Origin of the sequence: Rhizobium sp. CIAT894 (assembly GCF_000172795.2) — a bacterium.
Taxonomy (GTDB): domain Bacteria; phylum Pseudomonadota; class Alphaproteobacteria; order Rhizobiales; family Rhizobiaceae; genus Rhizobium.
This window is the reverse complement of sequence record NZ_CP020947.1, coordinates 2,343,204-2,363,625: the sequence shown is the minus strand read 5'-3', so window position 1 is coordinate 2,363,625 and position 20,422 is coordinate 2,343,204. Positions and strand designations below refer to the sequence as shown.

At 61.6% G+C, this 20,422-nt stretch carries 22 protein-coding genes; 7 read left to right on the top strand and 15 right to left on the bottom strand.

The features are described from left to right. Positions 1-66 precede the first annotated feature (66 nt). The 5 genes from rpsD (at position 67) to RHEC894_RS11720 (ending at position 4,360) form a co-directional block, all read left to right on the top strand. Positions 67-684, top strand: coding sequence for a 30S ribosomal protein S4 (gene rpsD / locus RHEC894_RS11740; RefSeq protein ID WP_004676212.1), 618 nt, complete (start codon positions 67-69; stop codon positions 682-684). A gap of 72 nt (positions 685-756) precedes the next feature. After that, positions 757-1,686, top strand: a complete 930-nt coding sequence (locus RHEC894_RS11735) for a glutaminase (protein ID WP_085737395.1) — start codon at positions 757-759, stop codon at positions 1,684-1,686. A 59-nt stretch (positions 1,687-1,745) separates the two neighbouring features. Continuing rightward, positions 1,746-2,618, top strand: a complete 873-nt coding sequence (gene ttcA, locus RHEC894_RS11730) for a tRNA 2-thiocytidine(32) synthetase TtcA (RefSeq protein ID WP_010069314.1) — start codon at positions 1,746-1,748, stop codon at positions 2,616-2,618. Between the two features lie 48 nt (positions 2,619-2,666). Next, complete coding sequence (locus tag RHEC894_RS11725) at positions 2,667-3,494, top strand: inositol monophosphatase family protein (protein WP_085737394.1); 828 nt, start codon at positions 2,667-2,669, stop codon at positions 3,492-3,494. A 41-nt stretch (positions 3,495-3,535) separates the two neighbouring features. Further along, entirely contained in the window at positions 3,536-4,360 is an 825-nt protein-coding gene (locus tag RHEC894_RS11720; protein ID WP_085737393.1) for an inositol monophosphatase family protein, read from the top strand. Between the two features lie 96 nt (positions 4,361-4,456). Here RHEC894_RS11720 and RHEC894_RS11715 read toward each other — a convergent pair whose 3' ends face one another. From RHEC894_RS11715 to RHEC894_RS11695, 5 genes are all read right to left on the bottom strand, one after another. Then, positions 4,457-4,930, bottom strand: coding sequence for a GNAT family N-acetyltransferase (locus RHEC894_RS11715; RefSeq protein WP_085737392.1), 474 nt, complete (start codon positions 4,928-4,930; stop codon positions 4,457-4,459). Positions 4,931-5,000: 70 nt separating this feature from the next. Continuing rightward, complete coding sequence (locus tag RHEC894_RS11710) at positions 5,001-6,281, bottom strand: multidrug effflux MFS transporter (protein ID WP_085737391.1); 1,281 nt, start codon at positions 6,279-6,281, stop codon at positions 5,001-5,003. A 34-nt stretch (positions 6,282-6,315) separates the two neighbouring features. Further along, positions 6,316-7,521 (bottom strand): multidrug effflux MFS transporter, encoded by a 1,206-nt coding sequence (locus RHEC894_RS11705; protein WP_085738950.1) that lies wholly within the window; start codon positions 7,519-7,521, stop codon positions 6,316-6,318. 140 nt (positions 7,522-7,661) lie between these two features. Next, complete coding sequence (gene grxD, locus RHEC894_RS11700) at positions 7,662-7,997, bottom strand: Grx4 family monothiol glutaredoxin (protein WP_085737390.1); 336 nt, start codon at positions 7,995-7,997, stop codon at positions 7,662-7,664. Between the two features lie 184 nt (positions 7,998-8,181). Next, a complete protein-coding gene (locus RHEC894_RS11695) occupies positions 8,182-8,433 on the bottom strand; it encodes a hypothetical protein (RefSeq protein WP_010062797.1) in 252 nt (83 codons plus the stop codon). Positions 8,434-8,598: 165 nt separating this feature from the next. Between RHEC894_RS11695 and RHEC894_RS11690 the strand changes: the two genes are divergently transcribed. Further along, a complete protein-coding gene (locus RHEC894_RS11690; protein ID WP_085737389.1) occupies positions 8,599-9,765 on the top strand; it encodes a hypothetical protein in 1,167 nt (388 codons plus the stop codon). A 197-nt stretch (positions 9,766-9,962) separates the two neighbouring features. Here the strand turns inward: RHEC894_RS11690 and RHEC894_RS11685 are convergent, their stop codons facing one another. From RHEC894_RS11685 to RHEC894_RS11670, 4 genes are all read right to left on the bottom strand, one after another. Then, complete coding sequence (locus RHEC894_RS11685; protein WP_085737388.1) at positions 9,963-10,196, bottom strand: BolA family transcriptional regulator; 234 nt, start codon at positions 10,194-10,196, stop codon at positions 9,963-9,965. A 19-nt stretch (positions 10,197-10,215) separates the two neighbouring features. Further along, positions 10,216-12,447: a phosphoribosylformylglycinamidine synthase subunit PurL gene (purL, locus tag RHEC894_RS11680; RefSeq protein WP_085737387.1), complete on the bottom strand. Its 2,232-nt coding sequence runs from the start codon at positions 12,445-12,447 to the stop codon at positions 10,216-10,218. Between the two features lie 170 nt (positions 12,448-12,617). After that, positions 12,618-13,196: an acyloxyacyl hydrolase gene (locus tag RHEC894_RS11675; RefSeq protein ID WP_085737386.1), complete on the bottom strand. Its 579-nt coding sequence runs from the start codon at positions 13,194-13,196 to the stop codon at positions 12,618-12,620. 121 nt (positions 13,197-13,317) lie between these two features. After that, positions 13,318-14,736: a PLP-dependent aminotransferase family protein gene (locus tag RHEC894_RS11670; protein WP_085737385.1), complete on the bottom strand. Its 1,419-nt coding sequence runs from the start codon at positions 14,734-14,736 to the stop codon at positions 13,318-13,320. An 81-nt stretch (positions 14,737-14,817) separates the two neighbouring features. On the opposite strand from RHEC894_RS11670, the gene RHEC894_RS11665 reads away from it, so the two are divergent. Then, the gene (locus RHEC894_RS11665) at positions 14,818-15,075 is read left to right on the top strand and encodes a DUF1127 domain-containing protein (protein ID WP_085737384.1); all 258 of its coding nucleotides are present in this window, start codon (positions 14,818-14,820) and stop codon (positions 15,073-15,075) included. Positions 15,076-15,099: 24 nt separating this feature from the next. Here the strand turns inward: RHEC894_RS11665 and RHEC894_RS11660 are convergent, their stop codons facing one another. From RHEC894_RS11660 to RHEC894_RS11635, 6 genes are all read right to left on the bottom strand, one after another. Beyond that, positions 15,100-15,495 (bottom strand): hypothetical protein, encoded by a 396-nt coding sequence (locus RHEC894_RS11660; protein ID WP_085737383.1) that lies wholly within the window; start codon positions 15,493-15,495, stop codon positions 15,100-15,102. 31 nt (positions 15,496-15,526) lie between these two features. Beyond that, complete coding sequence (gene purQ, locus RHEC894_RS11655; protein WP_085737382.1) at positions 15,527-16,198, bottom strand: phosphoribosylformylglycinamidine synthase subunit PurQ; 672 nt, start codon at positions 16,196-16,198, stop codon at positions 15,527-15,529. Continuing rightward, positions 16,195-16,749 carry an RNA 2'-phosphotransferase gene (locus tag RHEC894_RS11650; protein ID WP_085737381.1) on the bottom strand — a complete coding sequence of 185 codons (555 nt, stop codon included), beginning with the start codon at positions 16,747-16,749 and terminating at the stop codon, positions 16,195-16,197. The genes purQ and RHEC894_RS11650 overlap by 4 nt, the downstream gene beginning before the upstream one ends. Positions 16,750-16,793: 44 nt before the next feature. Further along, positions 16,794-17,036, bottom strand: a complete 243-nt coding sequence (purS, locus tag RHEC894_RS11645) for a phosphoribosylformylglycinamidine synthase subunit PurS (RefSeq protein ID WP_085737380.1) — start codon at positions 17,034-17,036, stop codon at positions 16,794-16,796. Between the two features lie 15 nt (positions 17,037-17,051). Further along, on the bottom strand, positions 17,052-17,816 hold the full coding sequence (purC, locus tag RHEC894_RS11640; protein WP_003568927.1) for a phosphoribosylaminoimidazolesuccinocarboxamide synthase: 765 nt from the start codon (positions 17,814-17,816) through the stop codon (positions 17,052-17,054). A gap of 288 nt (positions 17,817-18,104) precedes the next feature. Next, positions 18,105-20,402 carry an EAL domain-containing protein gene (locus tag RHEC894_RS11635; RefSeq protein WP_085737379.1) on the bottom strand — a complete coding sequence of 766 codons (2,298 nt, stop codon included), beginning with the start codon at positions 20,400-20,402 and terminating at the stop codon, positions 18,105-18,107. Between the last annotated feature and the right edge of the window lie 20 nt (positions 20,403-20,422).

Below are 20,422 nucleotides of genomic sequence, written 5' to 3'. Positions count from 1 at the left end.
GAGGAGGGCGTGTTTCCTTCGTGCGGTTTGGTAACAAATCGCCATAAACCTTTGAAAGGAAATGCGATGAGCAAGCGCGAATCGTCCAAGTACAAAATCGACCGCCGTATGGGCGAAAACATCTGGGGCCGTCCGAAGTCCCCGGTGAACCGCCGCGAATACGGCCCGGGCCAGCACGGCCAGCGCCGCAAGGGCAAGCTTTCGGACTTCGGTGTGCAGCTGCGTGCCAAGCAGAAGCTCAAGGGCTACTACGGCGACCTGCGCGAAAAGCAGTTCCGCGCGATCTTCGCTGAAGCCGACCGCCGCAAGGGCGACACCTCGGAAAACCTGATCGGCCTGCTGGAATCGCGCCTCGACGCGATCGTCTATCGCGCCAAGTTCGTTCCGACGGTCTTCGCTGCCCGTCAGTTCGTCAACCATGGCCACGTCACCGTCAACGGCGTTCGCGTCAACATCGGTTCTTACCGCTGCAAGGCCGGCGACGTCATTGAAGTTCGCGAGAAGTCGAAGCAGCTGGTGACCGTTCTGGAAGCCGTCAGCCTCGCAGAGCGCGACGTTCCCGACTATATCGAAGTCGATCACAACAAGATGGTCGCTACCTTCGGCCGCGTCCCGACGCTGAGCGACGTTCCGTTCCCGGTCGTCATGGAACCGCATCTGGTCGTCGAATTCTATTCGCGTTAAGACGAACCAGGCGTTTTCGCTTATGGAAAAGCCGCTCTTTCGGGCGGCTTTTTTGTTATTAGGAGAGAAGCGATGGCGGATTTGCAGGCGACCCTCGATAGCATCTACACCGATATCCTGCCGCGGGTCGGCGAGGGTAAGGTCGCCGATTATATTCCGGAGCTGGCCAAGGTCGATCCACGGCAGTTCGGCATGGCGATCGTTACCGTCGACGGCAAGGTCTACCGTGTCGGCGATGCCGACATCGCCTTCTCGATCCAGAGCATCTCCAAGGTCTTCATGCTGACGCTGGCGCTCGGCAAGGTCGGCGAAGGCCTTTGGAAGCGCGTCGGGCGTGAACCGTCCGGATCGGCCTTCAACTCGATCGTCCAGCTCGAGCATGAAAGCGGGATACCGCGCAATCCCTTCATCAATGCCGGCGCGATCGCCGTCAGCGACGTCGTCCTGGCCGGTCATGCGCCGCGCGAGGCGATCGGCGAATTTCTGCGCTTCGTGCGGTATCTCGCCGACGACGAATCGATCACCATCGACGACAAGGTGGCGCGCTCGGAAACGCAGACCGGCTATCGCAATGTCGCGCTCGCCAATTTCATGCGCGCCTATCGTAATCTCGACCATCCCGTCGACCATGTGCTCGGCGTCTATTTCCATCAATGCGCTCTATCGATGAGCTGCGAGCAGCTCGCCCGCGCCGGGCTGTTCCTGGCGGCGCGCGGCAGCAATCCGATGACCGGCCATTCGGTGGTCTCGCCGAAGCGGGCGCGGCGCATCAACGCGCTGATGCTGACCTGCGGCCATTACGACGGCTCGGGTGATTTCGCCTATCATGTCGGCCTGCCCGGCAAGAGCGGTGTGGGCGGCGGCATCTTCGCCGTTGCGCCCGGCATTGCCTCGATCGCGGTTTGGTCGCCGGGTCTCAATAAGGTCGGCAATTCGCAGCTCGGTGCCGTGGCGCTGGAAATGCTGGCGGCGCGCACCGGCTGGTCTGTTTTCGGCGATTGAGGCTGTGTTGGCGAAGGGTTTCTGATAAGGCAAGCATGAATCTTCGATAGGACGGAGCCATGAATATCGCAGCCAATATCGCGGATGACCTGGAAAGCGGCGAAGCCGACAGCGGCATCGGCCATGCGCTGTTTGCCGATGCACCGCGCTCTGTCTCCTTCAACAAGCTGCGCAAGCGGCTGCTGCGGCAGGTGCGCCAGGCCTTCGACGATTTCGACATGCTCAAGGGGCAGAAGCGTTGGCTTGTCGGCCTTTCCGGCGGCAAGGATTCTTACGGGCTGCTGGCGCTGCTGCTCGACCTGCAATGGCGCGGCCTGCTGCCGGTCGAGCTTGTTGCCTGCAATCTCGACCAGGGCCAGCCGAACTTTCCGAAGCACGTGCTGCCGGACTATCTGACCAAAATCGGCGTGCGGCATCGGATCGAATATCGAGATACCTATTCGATCGTGAAGGAAAAAGTGCCGGAGGGGGCGACCTATTGCTCGCTCTGTTCGCGGCTGCGGCGCGGCAATCTCTACCGCGTCGCGCGGGAGGAGGGCTGCGATGCGCTGGTGCTCGGCCATCACCGCGAGGATATTCTCGAAACCTTCTTCATGAATTTCTTCCACGGCGGGCGGCTTGCCTCCATGCCGGCGAAACTTCTGAACGACGAGGGCGACCTGATGGTGCTTCGGCCGCTCGCTTATGCCGCCGAGGACGACCTCGCGAAGTTCGCCGCCGCCATGCAGTTTCCGATCATTCCCTGCGATCTCTGCGGCTCGCAGGATGGGCTGCAGCGCAATGCGATGAAGGACATGCTCGCCGATATCGAGCGGCGCATGCCGGGACGCAAGGACACGATGCTGCGGGCGCTTTCGCATGTGAACCCGTCGCATCTGCTCGATCCTAAACTCTTCGACTTTTCCACCCTTGGTGTCACAGATCCGTCATGAATGGCCGGCTAAGCAGGCTGGCTATTTGGATCAAGGACAGGAATTCGCATGACAATTTCAGATCAGGATATTCTCTTTCTCGGCGATTGCGTCAGGGGAGCGGCGCAAGCCGAGATCATGCCGCGTTTTCGTAATCTCGGTGCTGGCGATGTTTCGGAAAAGACCTCCGCGATCGATGTTGTGACGCAGGCGGATCTGCTCGCCGAACACAGGATCACCGCGGCGCTGAAAGAGCGCTTTCCCTCGGCACTCGTCGTCGGCGAGGAGGCTTATGAGGCCGACCGGTCCGTCGTGCCGGCACTTGCCGATGCCGAGCTTGCCTTCGTCATCGATCCTGTCGATGGAACTTTCAATTTCGCCGCCGGGCTTCCTGTCTTCGGGACGATGCTGGCGGTAACCGTCAAGGGCGAGACGGTCGCCGGCATCATTCATGATCCCGTTCTCGGCGATACGGTGACGGCGATCAAAGGAGCGGGCGCCTTCCTGACGCGGCAGGACGGGCAATCGAGCAGGCTTGCTGTGGCGGAGCCCGCCGCCTTGAACCAGATGGTCGGCGGCATCTCGTGGGGCCACATGGATGACCCGGACCGCTCACGCATCTCAGCCAACATGGCAAAGATCAGGATGACCTTCGCCTTCAACTGCTCGGCCTATGAGTATTGGCTAGCCGCCTCCGGCAAGCTGCATTTCATCGGCCATGCGAAGCTGATGCCCTGGGATCACCTGGCCGGCGTGCTCGCACATCAGGAGGCCGGCGGCCATACGGCGAAATTCGACGGTACGCCTTATCGTCCCGGTGAGACGACAGGCGGCATCATCTCCGCGCCCGACAGGGAAAGCTGGCAGATGATCCGGCGTGAGATCGTCGGCATCTGATTTGAGACCCTTTACCCGGAGGCCGAGCCGAAGGATTTGACATGACTGCGACTGTCGACGTGACCGTTCTTGCCGATCTCTTGCGCCGTGCGGCGAAGACGGAGATCCTGCCGCGCTTCCGCCGGCTTGGCGAGGATGATGTGCGTGCCAAGAGCGAGGCGACCGATCTCGTCACAGAGGCCGACGAACGGGCCGAACGGATGATCAAGGCGGAAGCAGAGCGGCTCTGGCCGAGCGCGCTGTTCCTCGGCGAAGAATCGGTCGCGGCCGAACCTGATTTGCTTGGCAGGCTCGCAGATGCCGATCTTGCCATTGTCGTCGATCCGGTCGACGGCACGTTCAACTTCGCCGCCGGCATCCCCGCCTTCGGCGTCATGGCCTCGGTCATATCGGGCGGCGAGACCATTGCCGGCATCATCTACGATCCGATGGGCGATGATTGGGTGATGGCGGAAAAGGGTGGCGGCGCCTGGCTGCGGCGGCCGGACGGCGAGGTGCGGCGGTTGCGCGCTGCCGAGCCTGTCTCACTCGGTCAGATGGTCGGCATGGCCTCCACCGGCTATCTGCGGCAGGAGAAGCGGGCGGAGATTCTCGGCAATCTCGCCAAGGTGCGTTTTCTCACCAACTACCGCTGTGCGGCGCACGAATACCGCACCTTCGCCGGCGGGCATGTCCATTATCTGATGTATAACAAAATGATGCCCTGGGATCACCTCGCGGGCGCGCTGATCTCGCAGGAGGCCGGCGGGTATGCCGCCCGTTTCGACGGCTCGCCCTATCTGCCGCACCATCTCGAAGGTGGGCTGCTGGTGGCTCCCGACAAGGCTTCCTGGGACCTGCTGCGGCGCGAGGTCTTCACGGTCTGAACGGATGAGACCCGGCCGCAGAACGCTGATTTTGCGGCCGTGCCCTGCGACGGGGAATGCCGGTTTCATCCGGACAGTCATTGGGGTGCGTACCTGTTACGCGTAGAGTTTTTCCATGAGGAAGTTTTCCAGGCTTTGCCCGCGTTTCTCGACGGTTTGCCTTGATATCACGCGGAAACCCCTACGCTCGAAAAACGGCCGGGCGGTTCTACTGGCTTCGGTATAAATTCTGGTGAATCCCAGCCTCAGAGCTTCCGCCTCGATTGTGTTCAAGAGCCGGCTTGCGATACCGAGCCCCTGATATCGCGGGTGGACGAACATCATATCCACACATCCTTCAGCGGTCAGATCGGAAAACCCCGCCGGCTTTCCGTCGATTTCCGCAATCCACGCAGGCCTGCTGATCCGGCGCTCGGCCCACAGGCCGTGATCTTCCACCTTTGCCCAGGCCTCTATCTGAGGGGGCGAATAGTCTTTGAACGAGACTTCCCGGATGGCGCGCAGAAAGATGTCAATCGTCGCGTCCGCGTCAGCCGGCGTGTACGGCCTGATCAAAATTCGGTCGTCCATCCCGGATGTCTTGCTCTTGGTTCCAAAGTAACTTGGCACCGGCCGAATCTCTGCGGCCGGCGGGCTCGCGTCAGAAGTGGGCTCCACCCGGATCAAGCTGCGGGCTGTCGCCGGGATGGGTGAAGAGCTTGCCGTTCTCTGCCCAAAGCGTGGCGGCGATGGTCAGCAGACCGAAAATCGCAAAGCCGCCGAAAAGCGGCTGCACCGTGCCGTTGAACATCTGGCCGACCAGGCCGCCGAGAATGGCGCCTGCCGTTGTCGAGACGAAGCCGGTGATGGCGGTCGCCGTGCCGGCGAGATTGCCCATCGGCTCGAGGCTGATGGCGGTAAAATTGGTGGCGATGACGGCAAACATCATCAGCACGATGGTGAAGATGCCGTAGGCGACGGCGAAGTCCGGTTTGGCGGCCAGCGAAATGAAGAAGCCGACAGCCGACAGTGCCGTGAAGATCAGCAAAGCGGCATGCGAGATGCGGCGCATGCCGAATTTGCGCACGAAGAAGCCGTTGGCGAAATTGGCGACCGCAATGCCGCCGGCGGTGGCGGCAAAGGCGATCGGCAGCCAATCACCAAGGCCATAGACCTCGCCGAAGACCTGCTGCACCGAGATCACATAGGCGCTGATGACGCCGGTGAACATGGTGAGACCGATCATGTACCCGCAGGTGATGCGGTTGGTGAGCACGGTCTTGAAGCCGTCCGCGACGGAGCCGACCGACAGCGGCAGGCGCTCTTCCGGCGGCAGCGATTCCTTCAGCCGCAGGAGCGCCCAGACGAACAGGATGGAGGCGACGATGCCGAGCAGGATGAAGATCCAGTGCCAGTTGGCGTAGAGGATGATCAACTGACCGACGGAGGGGGCGACGATCGGCACGATCATGAAGACGATCATGACATAGGACATGACGCGGGCCATTTCGCGGCCGCCGAAGCAGTCGCGCACAACAGCCATGGTGGTGATGCGCACCGCCGCACCGCCCACGCCCTGAATGAAGCGCATGAGGAGCAGCATTTCGAAGCTGCCGGTTGCTGCGGCGGCAAACATCCCGATCACGTAGCAAGCCAGGCCGCCGAGCAGGATGTTGCGGCGGCCGAACGTATCCGAAAGGCTGCCGAAGAATATCTGCGAGACGCCGAAGCCTAAGAAGAAGACGCCAATGATCAGCTGCGCGTCGTTGGTATTGGTGACGCCAAGGGAATGGCCGATATTGGGCAGCGCCGGCAGCATGCTGTCGATGGCCATGGCGATGCTGGCGGTCATGATGGCGATGGTGACGACGAATTCGCCGAAACCCATGCCGATGCGGCGGGAGCCCTGGTTTTCCTGGTGCGGTTTATGCGGCGGCGTCATGTGGTGATATCCCGGATGCGGAGGAGTCGGCCGTTCAGGCGGCCGGGTTCTGCTGTTGGAAGAGGCGGCCTTTCTCGGCGATCAGTACGAAGACCAGCCCGATGATCGACACGGTGAAATAGCCGGCGACCATCGGCAGCGCGGTGCCGTCGAAGGCCTGGCCGATGCCGGCGCCGATGAGGGCGCCACCGACCGTGCTCATGAAGCCGAGAACGGAGGAGGCGGTGCCGGCGACATGGCCGAGCGGCTCCATGGCGAGCGAGTTGAAGTTCGAGCCGATCCAGCCGAACTGGAACATGGCAAGGCCGAAGAAAGAGATGAAGAGAGCGAAAGGCATCGGCCCGGAACTCGCCATCTGGACGATCAGCCAAATGGTGTTGATGGCGATAAAGCCAAGGAGCGAGCCGTGCGACAGGCGGCGCATGCCGAGCTTGCCGACAAAGCGCGAATTGAAGAAGGACGACAGCGACATGAAGATCGCCACGCCGGCGAAGGCGAAGGGGAAATAGACGCCGAGATCATAAATGCCGACATAGACCTGCTGGGCGGAGTTGATGAAGCCGAACAGCGCGCCGAAGATGAAGGTGCTGGCGATGGTGTAGCAGAGGGCGATGCGATTGGTCAGAACCAGCTTGAAGGCGCCGAAGATCGAGCGGGCGGTAAAGGGGCGGACATTGGCGGGATGCAGGGTTTCCGGCAGGCGAAGGTAGGCCCAGACGGCGATAGCCGTCGCCATTGCGGCGATGAAGAGGAAGATCAGGTGCCAGTTGCCGAAGACCATGACGATCTGGCCGGTGCCGGGGGCGATGACCGGGACGATCATGAAGACCATCATGATCAGCGACATGACCTCGGCCATCTGCCGGCCGCCATAGATATCGCGTACGATGGACACGGTAATGACGCGGGTTGCCGCCGAGCCGATGCCCTGGATGAAGCGCAGCACCAGAAGGCCTGCGAAGGAGGGGACGAAGACGATGCTGACGGCGGAAGCGATATAGACGACGAGACCGATCAGAAGCGGCGTGCGGCGGCCGAAGCGATCGGACAGCGGACCATAGAACAGCTGGGCGCAGCCGAAACCGAGCAGATAGGTGGACACGACGAACTGACGATGATTTTCGCTCTCGACGCCGAGGCTCGCGCCGATCTGCTGCAAGGCCGGCAGCATGATATCGATCGCCAGCGAGTTGACGGCCATCAGGAAAGCAGCGAGCGCGATGAATTCTCGTTTGCCCATGGGCAGGCGGCCCGCGGACACGGCTTGTGATGAATCTGTCACAATGAAATTCCCATAAACAGGCTAAGGCGCTGCTGGTCGCAGCGCCTCGGACGCAAGATTACAGAATTGGAAACCGGGCGGACGCGCCCGGTGACCGATCAGGCGGCGCCGCGCACGGTGACGCCGTTTTCCTGGAGATGCTGCTGCAGTTCACCGGCCTGGAACATTTCCCTGACGATGTCACAGCCGCCGACGAACTCGCCCTTGATGTAAAGCTGAGGAATCGTCGGCCAGTTGGAATAATCCTTGATGCCCTGGCGGATTTCCGAATCGGCGAGCACGTTGATGCCCTTGTAGTCGACACCGATGTAATCGAGGATCTGTACGACCTGCCCGGAGAAACCGCACTGCGGAAACTGCGGCGTGCCCTTCATGAAGAGGACGACGTCGTTGCTCTTGATTTCGTTGTCGATGAATTCGTGAATGCCGCTCATAGGACCTGATCCTTTCAACAGGCGGGTTAAAGGCCCGCCGTTTCAATCGTTGCCTTTAGATAGCATGCGGCGGCAGGAATTCCAGCCGCCCGAACCAAAAAAAGACCAATCTGGTCAGACCACTCCGGCATTGTTGCCGTCGCGTGACGGTGGCAGGGCGAGACAGGCCGGGATCTGTTCGATTTCAGTTGCGCCGCTGACGGCTGCGGCCGGCGGCGGTTCGGCGCTTGCTGAGCTGTTTGCGGGCGGGCTTGCGTGTCGTCGCGGCGGTCTTGCGGGCGGTCGAGGCGGGCTTGCGCGCTGCAGCGGTTGTTGACGAACTGCGCGTTTTACGCTTCTTGCGCTTCGTTGTGGCGCGACCGGTGGTTTTCTTCAGGATTTCCTTAAGGACGCTGTCGACGACGCCTGATATCAATTCTTTGACAAGATCGGCCACAAAAACCCTCCGTTCATGGTGGAAACGACATGGGCGCTATTGAATTCCGGAAGGGTTCGGTTAGCAAGACGGCTTCGAGACCATAGCTGCTTTTTCGCCGATATTCGCGGCGCGGCAGCCGGATCGCACGCAACATGCCGGCTATTTGGCCGGCTGGAAGGTGGAATGAAACTGATCGAGAAGCGGGTCGTCCTGCATTTTCCGGGCTTCGAGCCGCTTGACGGCGTTGCCCACAGGGCGCGCTACGAACGCTCTGCCAGGCAGAGTGCTGCCGTCTGGGGCTATTCGGTTGAGACCGGGACGTCTGAGACAGGAAGCGATCCCCTCAGTTTCGAGGTGACGACGAATAGCGGGGCGGAGGGCTCCCCCGGCTGGCGGACGAAGAGCCGGGTGCACATGGCCGATCACGATACGCTCGTACGCAGGCTGCGCAGCGGCAGCACGCCGAGCCAGATCATTGCGGGTTTTCGAAGCTTCGCCCAGATCGTGCGGGAAGGCGGCATGCGGGGATATTTCCGGCATGCCTGGCGCTTTGGTCTGTTCTTCCTCTTTCCGTTCCTGCTGACGGCGCTGGCGATCGCGCTGACGGCGCAGATCGCCGTGCTGCCCTATGCCCTCGGATTTTCGCCGTGGCATATGCTGTGGAGCGGACCGCTGGCGTGCTGCTTCTTCGTCTTCGCCTTCCTGCCGTTTGCCGAACGGTTTCATACGCTGCATCTCTTTGCCGATTGGAAAATGGCGGTGGCGCTCGGCCGCATGGACCGCGCCGGTGATTTCAACCATTGGCTGGAAGACCGCGCCACGGCCGTGCGCAAAGCGTTTGACGAAGAGGCGGACGAATATGTGATCTCCTCGCACAGCATGGGGTCGAGCGTTGCCGCGCATGTCATCGGCATATTGCTGGAGAGGGAGCCGGAGATCTTCAACGGCAAGCGCGTGGTGTTTGCCACACTCGGCAGCGCCATCCTGCAATGCGCGCTGCTGTCATCGGCGACGCTGCTGCGCGCACGTGTCGGACTGATCGCCCGGTGTCCGGCGATTTCCTGGCTCGACGTGCAGTGCCTGACGGATTCGATCAATTTCTACAAGGTGCCGGTCGTCGCTGTCTGCGGCCATGCGGATGCCCCCCCGGCAAAGATGATCCTGATCCGCGTCAAGCAGATGCTGACGCGCGAGCACTACCGCAAGATCCGCAAGGATCAGTTGCGCGTCCACCGGCAATATGTGCTGGGGCCTGATATGAAGGGGGCCTTCGATTTCACGCTGATGACATCGGGTCCGATGCCGGCCTCGGTGTTTGCCTATGCGGAGCAGGACAAGCTGCCGGCTTGAGGGGTGTGGTGCTCGGTAACGGTAGGGTGACGAGACGTATTTGCATTTATGCCGATCCAGTCGGCGGGAGAAAGAGCCCTTCGCAGGTGTTTGATGTAGGTTATGCCGCCTGCCTCCACTGTGCCGAGCACAGGAATGAGGGAGATTGGGGTGCAGGTCCGTGTATCTCACCCCTACAACCGGCTGAAGCCGGCATGTCACTCCGGCGCTGAGGTCTGCAGCGCCAGCGCGTGCAACACGCCGCCCATATTGCCCTTCAGCGCTTCGTAGACCATCTGGTGCTGCTGCACGCGGCTCTTGCCGCGGAAGGCTTCGGCAACGACTTCGGCGGCGTAGTGGTCGCCGTCGCCGGCCAGATCGCGGATCGTCACCTTGGCTCCGGGAATCCCGGCCTTGATCATGTCTTCGATATCACCGGGGTTCATGGCCATGATCGTTACTCCTTGCGCATTATTCCGCGGCCAGTTCGCCGCGGCCTTCCATGAAGTCAGGGAACCACGATTCATGGGCATCGCGCAATTGCTGAATCGGCAGCGAAATGAGATCGCCGACGGTAAGCGTCGTTCCCGCGACAGTGCCGAGGCGGCGGAAAGGAACGCCGGCCCCTTCGGCATTGGCGCAGACGAAATCGGCGACATCAGCCGGGATCGTCAACACGTATCGCGCCTGATCCTCGCCGAAGAGCAGCGCATGCGGCGCACCTTTGCCTTCGCTAAGATCGATTGCCAAACCCTTGTCCGACGCCATGGCCATTTCGGCAAGGGCAACGGCAAGCCCGCCCGAGGAAATGTCGTGGCAGGCGGTCGCCTGGCCGTTGCGGATGACGGAGCGGACGAAATCGCCGTTGCGGCGCTCGGCAAAGAGATCGACCTCGGGTGCGGGACCTTCGCGGCTGGAGAGCACGTCTCTCAGATAGACGGACTGGCCGAGGTGGCTGCCGTCGACGCCGATCATGATCACCTTGTCGCCGTCATTGGCGCTGCCGATGCGCACCATCTTGCGCCAGTCCGGCAGCAGGCCGACACCTGCGATCGTCGGGGTCGGCAGGATGGCGACGCCGTTGGTCTCGTTGTAGAGCGACACATTGCCCGAGACGATCGGGAAGTCGAGCGCGCGGCAGGCTTCGCCGATGCCCTTCACCGCCTGAACGAACTGGCCCATGATCTCGGGCTTTTCGGGGTTGCCGAAGTTGAGATTGTCGGTGGCGGCGAGCGGCTCGGCGCCGGTCGCGGTGATGTTGCGCCAGCATTCGGCGACAGCCTGTTTGCCGCCCTCGAAGGGATCGGCCTCGACGTAACGCGGGGTGACGTCGGAGGAGAAGGCGAGCGCCTTGCTCGGATGGCCGTCGACGCGCACGACGCCGGCATCGCCGCCCGGGAGCTGCAGCGAATTGCCCTGGATCAGCGTATCGTACTGCTCGTAGACCCAGCGGCGGCTCGACTGGTTGGCGGAGCCGACAAGTTGCAGCAGCGCCTGGCCGTAATCCTGCGGTGCGGCGACGAGATTGGCGGGCAGGGGAGCCTGCTTGCCGGATTCGCGCCAGGGCCGGTCATATTCCGGCGCCTGGTCGCCGAGATCCTTGATCGGCAGGTTGGCGACTTCTTCACCCTGATGCATGACGCGGAAGCGCAGGTCGTCGGTCGTCTTGCCGACGATGGCGAAATCGAGGCCCCATTTGACGAAGATCGCCTTGGCTTCCTCTTCCTTCTCAGGCTGCAGCACCATGAGCATGCGCTCCTGGCTTTCCGACAGCATCATCTCGTAGGCGGTCATGCGCTCTTCGCGGACCGGCACCTTGTCGAGTTCGAGCAGGATGCCGAGATCGCCCTTGGCGCCCATTTCGACGGCCGAGCAGGTGAGGCCGGCGGCACCCATGTCCTGGATGGCGATGACGGCGCCGGTCTGCATCAGCTCGAGGCAGGCCTCGAGCAGGCACTTTTCGGTGAAGGGGTCGCCGACCTGAACCGTCGGGCGCTTTTCTTCGATCGATTCGTCGAATTCGGCCGAGGCCATCGTCGCGCCGCCGACGCCGTCGCGGCCGGTCTTGGCGCCGAGATAGACGACCGGAAGGCCGACGCCCTTGGCTTCGGACAGGAAAATGGCGTTGGATTTTGCGATACCGGCGGCAAAGGCATTGACGAGGATGTTGCCGTTATAACGGGCATCGAACTCGACTTCGCCGCCGACCGTCGGCACGCCGAAGGAATTGCCGTAACCGCCGACGCCGGAGACGACGCCGGAAACGAGATGACGGGTCTTGGGATGATCAGGCTCGCCGAAGCGCAGCGCGTTCATCGCGGCGATCGGGCGCGCGCCCATCGTGAAGACGTCGCGCAGAATGCCGCCGACGCCGGTCGCGGCCCCCTGGTAAGGCTCGATATAGGAGGGGTGGTTGTGGCTCTCCATCTTGAAGACGACGCAATCGCCGTCATCGATATCGACCACGCCGGCATTTTCGCCCGGGCCCTGGATGACGCGCGACCCCTTGGTCGGCAGCGTGCGCAGCCATTTCTTCGAGGATTTGTAGGAGCAGTGCTCGTTCCACATGGCCGAGAAGATGCCAAGCTCGGTGAAAGTCGGTTCGCGGCCGATCAGATCCAGGATGCGCTGGTACTCGTCCGGCTTCAGGCCATGGCCCGCGATGAGTTCCGGAGTGATCGGGATGGTGTTTGGAATGGTCATGAGCGGAAGGTCCCTGGCGCGTTTTGCGCTGTCTTTAGCTTATGTAGCGGCGGCGCGCGACAGGAAAATGCCCGCCGTCAACACAGTGAACTGACTCCCGAAGCTGGACACCCAACTTCGGGGGCAGTTCACGGGGGCGGGCAGACTTTTCCAGCAAAAAGGACAATCGATCAGAACTTGTAGCCGATCTGCAGGCCGGCGCGCGTCATGCCGTCGTTCGGACCGTCGCAAAGATTGGCATGGGAGGAGTGGGCGATCTGGGCCATCACGTTCCAATTGCGGGTAAAACGGTAACCGGTGCCGACATATTCGTGGAAGAGGAGGCGGCAGCCGAGTTCCGGGCCGTCACCATCGCCGTCGAGATCGCCGGTATGGATGACGCCGCCGAAGCCGGCTTCGGCAAAAAGCTTCTCGTTGAAATCTACCGTCCAGGTGAAGCCGGTGAAGAATTGGGTGGCTTGGCCCGATGTGCCGATCGAGGTGCCGAGATGGACGCGGGGATGCAACAGCTGCTGCTGCCAGCCGACGGCGGTCTCATATCCGAAAGGATCGAAGAGGACGGTCATTTCGGGAAAGACGCCGTCTTCCCTGGAATGTCCCGATTGTACCGAGGTCGAGACCCCGAAGCGCAGTTCGTCGAATATTTGCTCGCCGGCACTTGCAGAGCCTGCAGCCGAGATGCCGGCGACCGCTGCCAGTGACGCCGTACTCAAAAAACACAATGCGATTCTTCCGACATCGACTCTCATTGGCTGTCCTTTGATTCGCGTCAGGCGGGAATACAAAGACGTAGCACGAAGGTTGAGTCGGGAAGGCGCTCGACGTGGACGCCTGCGCTTTTTCTAATTTATGACGTGTATTTGCAACAGGTCATATCTCACCATCATAGGCAGAACCGCCATTTTCCAGCAGCCGGCGCAGGATCATCAAGCCGGAGATCAGTTCTTGACTGGTCTTCGGCGAAGAGAAGCCGACGCGAACGCGATGATAGGATTTCTCGCCGCGGGCCGCCTTGAATTCGTCCTCGTCGTCGACGAGCACGCCGTCGCGCAAAGCGGCATTCTTGAAGGTGCCCGACATCCAGGGCTCCGGCAGTTTCAGCCAGAGGAAGGGCGCATGCGGGTGCGATGCGAAATCGAAGCCCTGCAGCTGCTCGCGGACAAGGCGAACGCGCCGGGAGAGTTCCTCGACACTCTGCTTGCGGATCTCATGCGCCATGCCGCTTTCGACGAGGCGCGCACAGGTTTCTGCCAGGATGAAGGGCAGGCCGCCGGTGATCATTCTGTGCGTCACCCTGATGCGCTGGGCAAAATGCGGCGGGCAGGCGACCCAGCCGCCGCGCACGCCGGCGGCGACCGATTTCGACAGGCCATTGACGAGGAAGGTGCGGTCGGGCGCCAGCGAGGCGATGAGCGGCGTATCGTCGTCGGCCATGCCGCCGTAGAGATCGTCCTCGATCAGCCAGACGCCGTGCTTCCTGGCAATGCCGGCAATTGCCGCACGCCGTTCATAGGGCATGATCGCCACCGTCGGATTGTGAACGGTAGGCATCAGGAAGGCGACTTTGGGATGCTGCTGCTGGCAAACCCGCTCGAAATCCTCGGGGATCACGCCGATCTCATCGGATTCGACCGTCAGCGTGCGGCGGCCGAGAAGGCGAGCGCTGCGGCTGACCTGCGTATAGGTGAGGTTCTCGAAGACGATCTTGTCGCCCGGTGCGGAGACGGCGGCGATGACGGCAATTGCCGCCGCATGAGCGCCGAGCGTCGGCACGATGTTTTCGGCCTCCGGTGTCCAGCCGCTGCGGGCAAGCCAGCGGCGGCCGGCTTCGAACCAGTTCGGCGGAAAACTCCGGGAATAAGATGAGATTTCCGCGAGATGCTGTTCGCCGATCTCGGAAAGGATACCTGCTATGATCTTGCCCTGGCCGAGATCGGGAGCGGCTGTCGTATCGAAACGGATCTTGTTGGCGGGGGCATCCTGGAAGCGGGTGCCGCCGAGCGAGATGGTCAACGGATCGATCTGTTCACTCGGCGGCGTCTCGGAGCGGTTGAGCACATAAGTGCCGCGCCCGACTTCGCCGGCGACGAGACCGCGCTCGTGAACCAGCGCATAGGCGCGGCCGATCGTGCCGATCGTCACGCCGATATCATAGGCGAGGTTCCGTTGCGGCGGCAATTTGCTGCCGGCCGGCAGGGCGCCGGTCGATATGGCGGATTCGATGCTGTCGGCAAGCCGGAGGTAGACTGGTCCGGAACCGCGGGAAATATCGGGAAGCCAATTTGTCATGGTGACAATTGTATATATTGGCGCATTGTGTCAGTCAAGCGTATGAGTCAATTCCAACGGTTGTCCAAAAGGAATCCTGGAATGTCTGCCTTGCCTGAGATAAAAATGCCAATTGTACCAATTGTCTCTTACGACGATAGGAGGCAAATTATCCTCCCCGACGTGCCAGTTGAGGCGACGACGCGTTTGGGGCGGATCTGGGCGGCCATTCGTCTCGGGCATCAGAAGCGGGAAGGACGGCGTGCGTTGAGGGAGCTTACGGCAGCCGGACTGAAGGATATCGGGGTGTCGCAGTCCGACGCGGCCCGCGAAATCGGCAAGTCGTTTTTCTGGGACTGAGCGGGCTTCCTGCAGCTGGGATGATCAGCTGCAGGCCTTGTTGCCGCCAGACCAGCGGTTGACGTCGGCGGCGATGCGGCCGGCGGCCGGCTCCGACATCATCGGACCGAAGGCCTGGAGTCGCGACGGGCTTCCCTCGGCCTGGACGACGAGCAGCGGCCGGGCTTCAGGGCTGCCCTTGTGGACGAGCAGGATACGTGGCCGGCCGGAGAAGGAATTGAGTTCCGGCGCGAGTTTATAGGCTGCAAAGGCTGGATCGCCCGATTTGAACCAGCAGGCATTGGCGCCGAGCGCCACGCGTTCCATCGTCGGCAGTGCTGCGCGGTCCGGACCTGTGGGGGCCGGCGACGACTGGCAGGCGGCGACGATCGCTGCGAGAGCGGCGAGCAGGGCGGCGTTTGCGGAAAGGCGAGGGCGCATCGATCTTGCTCCAGATCCGGATGAAAGGATTTCAGGCAGCGATGACATCGAGCGCCGAGGCAAAGAGGCCACGGCCGTCCGAGCCGCCATGGGCGGCCTCGATCAGGTTCTCCGGATGCGGCATCATGCCGAGCACATTGCCCTTTTCGTTCATCACGCCGGCGATATCGTTGATCGAGCCGTTCGGATTGGTGCCTTCGGCATAACGGAACACCACCTGGCCCTTGCCTTCGATCGCCGCCAGCGTGGCTGCATCGGCGAAATAATTGCCGTCATGATGAGCGACCGGGCTGCGGATGACCTGCCCCCGCGCATAGGCGCGGGTGAAGTCCGTCTCGGCATTGACGACCTCGAGCTTGACTTCGCGGCAGACGAATTTCAGCGAGGCATTGCGCATCAGTGCGCCCGGCAGCAGGCCGGCCTCGACGAGGATCTGGAAGCCGTTGCAGACGCCGAGCACCTTCACGCCCTTTGCCGCCTTGTCGATGATCGCCTGCATGACCGGCATGCGGGCGGCGATGGCGCCGCAGCGCAGGTAATCGCCGTAGGAGAAGCCGCCGGGGATGACGATCAGGTCGACATCGGGGATCTCGGTCTCCGTCTGCCAGATCGTCACGGGGGCCTTGCCGGAGATCTTGGTCAAGGCGGCGATCATGTCGCGGTCGCGGTTGAGGCCCGGAAGTTGAACGACGGCTGATTTCATGGGGTCCCTGCGTCTAGCGAAAGATATTGAACTGGAACGCTTTCGGCGAGCCATACTCCATTGTCGGAGACAAAGAAAGAATGACCTTCCGAAAACATGCGGGCCGCATCCACACGCAGGATGATATGTTTACCCTTGCGGCGCATTGCGACGATTTTCGCGGTTTCGACATTCGCCGAGAGATGAACATGGTGCCGCTGCATCTTCTGCAAGCCTTCGCGCTCGATCGACGGCCAGTTCGTCTGAGACGTGCCGTGAAACAGAGCGGCAGGCGGCTCGACCGGGTTCAAGGCGAGATCGACATCGACGGTGTGACCCTGATTGGCGCGAATTCTGTTATCAGCGAGGGTGAAGCGCTTCTTCGGATTGTTTTCGACAATCTCGATAATATCGGCGCGGGAAACGTCATATTTCGTCGCCACCGCTTTTTCGAGCGCATCGAACGATACCCAGCCCTCGGCATCAAGCGTCAAACCCGCGGCCTCCGGCGCATGACGCAAAACATAGCTCATGTATTTCGAGACTTCCGTCTCCAGCTTTGCTTTCATCATGACGCCAAATCCTCAAAGTCCGCCGGATGACGGGGCCGTGATCGTCAGTCGATCGCGATCGCGTAATTCTCGATCACCGTGTTGGCGAGGAGTTTTTCGCACATGGCCTTGAGGTCGGCTTCGGTCTTCGACTTGTCGGCGCCTTCAAGCTCCAAGTCGAAGACCTTGCCTTGTCTTATATGGCCGACGCCCGAGAAGCCGAGGGCGCCGAGCGCGCCTTCGATGGCCTTGCCTTGGGGATCGAGAACGCCGTTTTTCAGCGTGACGGTGACACGAGCCTTGATCACTTTGTCTTTCCTGCCTTACTTGACGAGAACTGGCCCGGTGCCGCGCACAGGCTCGTTTTCATTGATGATGCCGAGACGGCGCGCCACTTCGGAATAGGCTTCGAGCAACCCGCCGAGATCGCGGCGGAAACGGTCCTTGTCCATCTTCTCGTGGGTCTCGATATCCCACAGCCGGCAGCTGTCCGGCGAGATCTCGTCGGCGAGGATGATGCGCATCAGATCGCCTTCGAAGAGGCGGCCGCATTCGATCTTGAAGTCGACGAGTTGGATGCCGACGCCCAGAAAGAGGCCGGTCATGAAGTCGTTGACGCGGATGGCAAGCGCCATGATGTCGTCGAGCTCGGCGGGATTGGCCCAGCCGAAGGCGGTGATGTGCTCTTCGGAGACCATCGGATCGTCAAGCGCGTCGGACTTGTAGTAGAATTCAATGATCGAGCGCGGCAGGACTACGCCTTCATCGATCCCGAGACGCTTGGCGAGCGAACCGGCGGCGACGTTGCGCACGACGATCTCCAGCGGGATCATCTCCACTTCCTTGATCAGCTGCTCGCGCATATTGAGCCGGCGGATGAAATGGGTGGGGATGCCGATCTTGTTCAGATGGCTGAAGATATATTCGGAAATGCGGTTGTTGAGGACGCCCTTGCCATCGATGACTTCGTGCTTCTTCTTGTTGAAGGCAGTGGCATCGTCCTTGAAGAACTGGATCAAAGTGCCCGGTTCCGGACCTTCATACAGAATCTTTGCCTTGCCCTCGTAAATACGGCGGCGACGGTTCATCGTGGTCATTCTCTGTTGTTGGCGCTCTTGGGATAGCGCGAGTGGATCGATCTCGTGGCGTCCCCTTAAAGGAAAAGAGTGGGTTTCACAATCCGCCTGTCGCTCCTTCCCTTTTTTCCGTATCCTGGCCCCCGTTTCCGTATTCTGGCACCGGTTTCCGTATTCTGGCCCCGGTTTCTGATTTTACGGAATACCGCCAAGAGAATCGATTGAATTCGCCAGACAAGTCTAGCGCCATTTCCTGTACGGTGAAATGACGGCGAAATGACGGGCTGCTTGCAGCAGGTTTTATTTGGCGGCTCTGCTTCGCAGCGCGCGGCGAAGGTGCGTCTGCAGGGCGCGGGCGGCGATTTGCCCGTGGCGCCAGCTTCCGGCGCGGATGAAGGAGGGGATTTGCATGGCCGGCATCGGCCGCGCGAGCGCGTAGCCCTGCAGCGTGTCGCAGTCCAGTTCTTCGAGAATGCGGATATGATCTGAAGTCTCGACCCCCTCGGCGATGACGAGAATGTCAAGCGAGCGGCCGATATCGATGATCGACCCGACCAGTTTGCGCTGCTCGGCCGATTGCGGCAGCATGCGGATCAGCTCGCGGTCGATCTTCAGCGTCTTCGGGCTCAAACGCAGCAGGCTGACGATCGAGGCGTGGCCGGTGCCGAAATCATCGATCTGGATGTCGATGCCGAGTTTGCGCAGCTTTTTCAGATTGGCGGCCACCGCCTCGTCGCAATCGTCGAGCGAGATCGATTCCAGCAATTCGAAGGAGATGGTGCCGGGCGTAATCTTGAGGGCGCGGAGCTTCTTGCCGAGATCGGGATCGGCAAGCCGCCTGGCGGAAACGTTGACCGATATTTTCGGAACCGAGAGCCCGTCCTTGATCCAGGCGCGGCGGTCGGCAAGGGCGCGCTCCAGGATCAGGGCATCGATGGTCGAGACGACGTCGAGATCCTCGGCGATATCGAGGAAGCGATCAGGTGTCAGCAGCCCGTGCACCGGGTGCTGCCAGCGGGCAAGCGTTTCGACGCCTGTGACATCGAGCGTGCGGGCGTCGAACTGCAACTGATAGAAGGGCACGAATTCATTGCGCTCGAGACCGATCAGGATCTCGTCGGCGAGGTGCTTGGCGGAGATGATGTCGCGGCGGGCGGAGGCCGAGAAAAATTCGAAGCGGTTGCGGCCGAGGCCCTTGGCGCGATAGAGCGCGATATCGGCATCGAGCAGCGCCTGCTTGGCGTCGAGCTTCGGCCCGCTATCGATGGCGATGCCGATGCTGGCGCCGAAACGGCAGTCGTGCCCCTCATATCTGACGGGTTTGCGCAATTCGCGAATGATGCGTTGAGCAAGGCCGGCGATCTTCTTCGACCCGGGATCGACGGTGCAGAGAATGACGAATTCGTCGCCGCCGATGCGGGCGACGAAATCGGCGGCGCGGACGGAGTTTCTGAGCACGCTTGCGGCATGTTTGAGCATGGCATCGCCGGCCCGGTGGCCGAGCGTGTCGTTGATCTGCTTGAAACGGTCGAGATCGATATGCAGGACCGCCAGCCCAAGGCCTTTGGCCCGGCACTCGGACGAGCGATCGTCCAGCATCTTGTCGAGATAGCGGCGGTTCGGCAGGTCGGTGAGGTAATCGTGCAGTGCCAGGCGCTCGATGCTCTCCTTGGCGGCCTCGAGTTCGCGATTGCGGGCCTCGGCCAGATCTCTGGCGCGCTGCAGCTCGTTGCGGAGCGCGACTTCGGCGGTGACATCCCAATTGGCGCCGATCAGCTTGCGGTGGCCGTTGCCGTCGACGAAGAAGGCTGAGCGGGCGCGGATGACGCGTTCGGCGCCGTCGCCGCGGATGATGCGGTATTCCTGCTGGAAATCACTGCCGCTTTCGACGCTGCGGTCGGACAGGCCCAGCACGCGCTCGCGGTCCTCGGGATGCAGGCTTTTCGCCCAGGCGTCACTGGCGATCTGGTGTGCGGCGCCTTTCAGTCCGTAAATGGCGATGAGGCGATCGTCCCATTCCACCGTGTCATTGTCGATATCCGCCTCGAAAACGCCGATGCGGGAAATCTCCAGCGCCAGATCGAGCCGGCGCGACAGACGCGCCAGCGTCTCCTCGGCCTCCTTGCGGGCGGTGATATCGGTATCCGTGCCGACGATGCGCGTCGGCATGCCGCTCTCGTCCCATTCCACGCAGGCGCCGCGGCAGTCGATCCAGATCCAGTGGCCGTCCCGGTGGCGCTCTCGATACTGGAAGATCTGGAAATCCGGATCGCCGACATTTTGCCGCTCGATGGCATGGACGACGAAATCGCGATCATCGGGGTGGACGAGCTGCAGCCAGGCGTCGTAATCGCCGGCGGCCTCCTCGTCTGGCGCCATGCCGCGCATGGTCTTCCACGTCCGCGAATAAAATTTCCGGCCGAGACGGAAGTTGTGATCCCATACGCCGAGGCCCGAGCCGACGAGCGCATGGTTCCATCGGCTTTCCCGATCGGCCAGGTCGGAATCGTCGGTCGCTCCATTGCCTGCACCTGTCTCGGCCACTGCAGCCTCGACATGGGGATTGTCGGCCTCTGGATGGGCTTTCTTCACGGGCATTCTCGCTTATTTCAATCTCG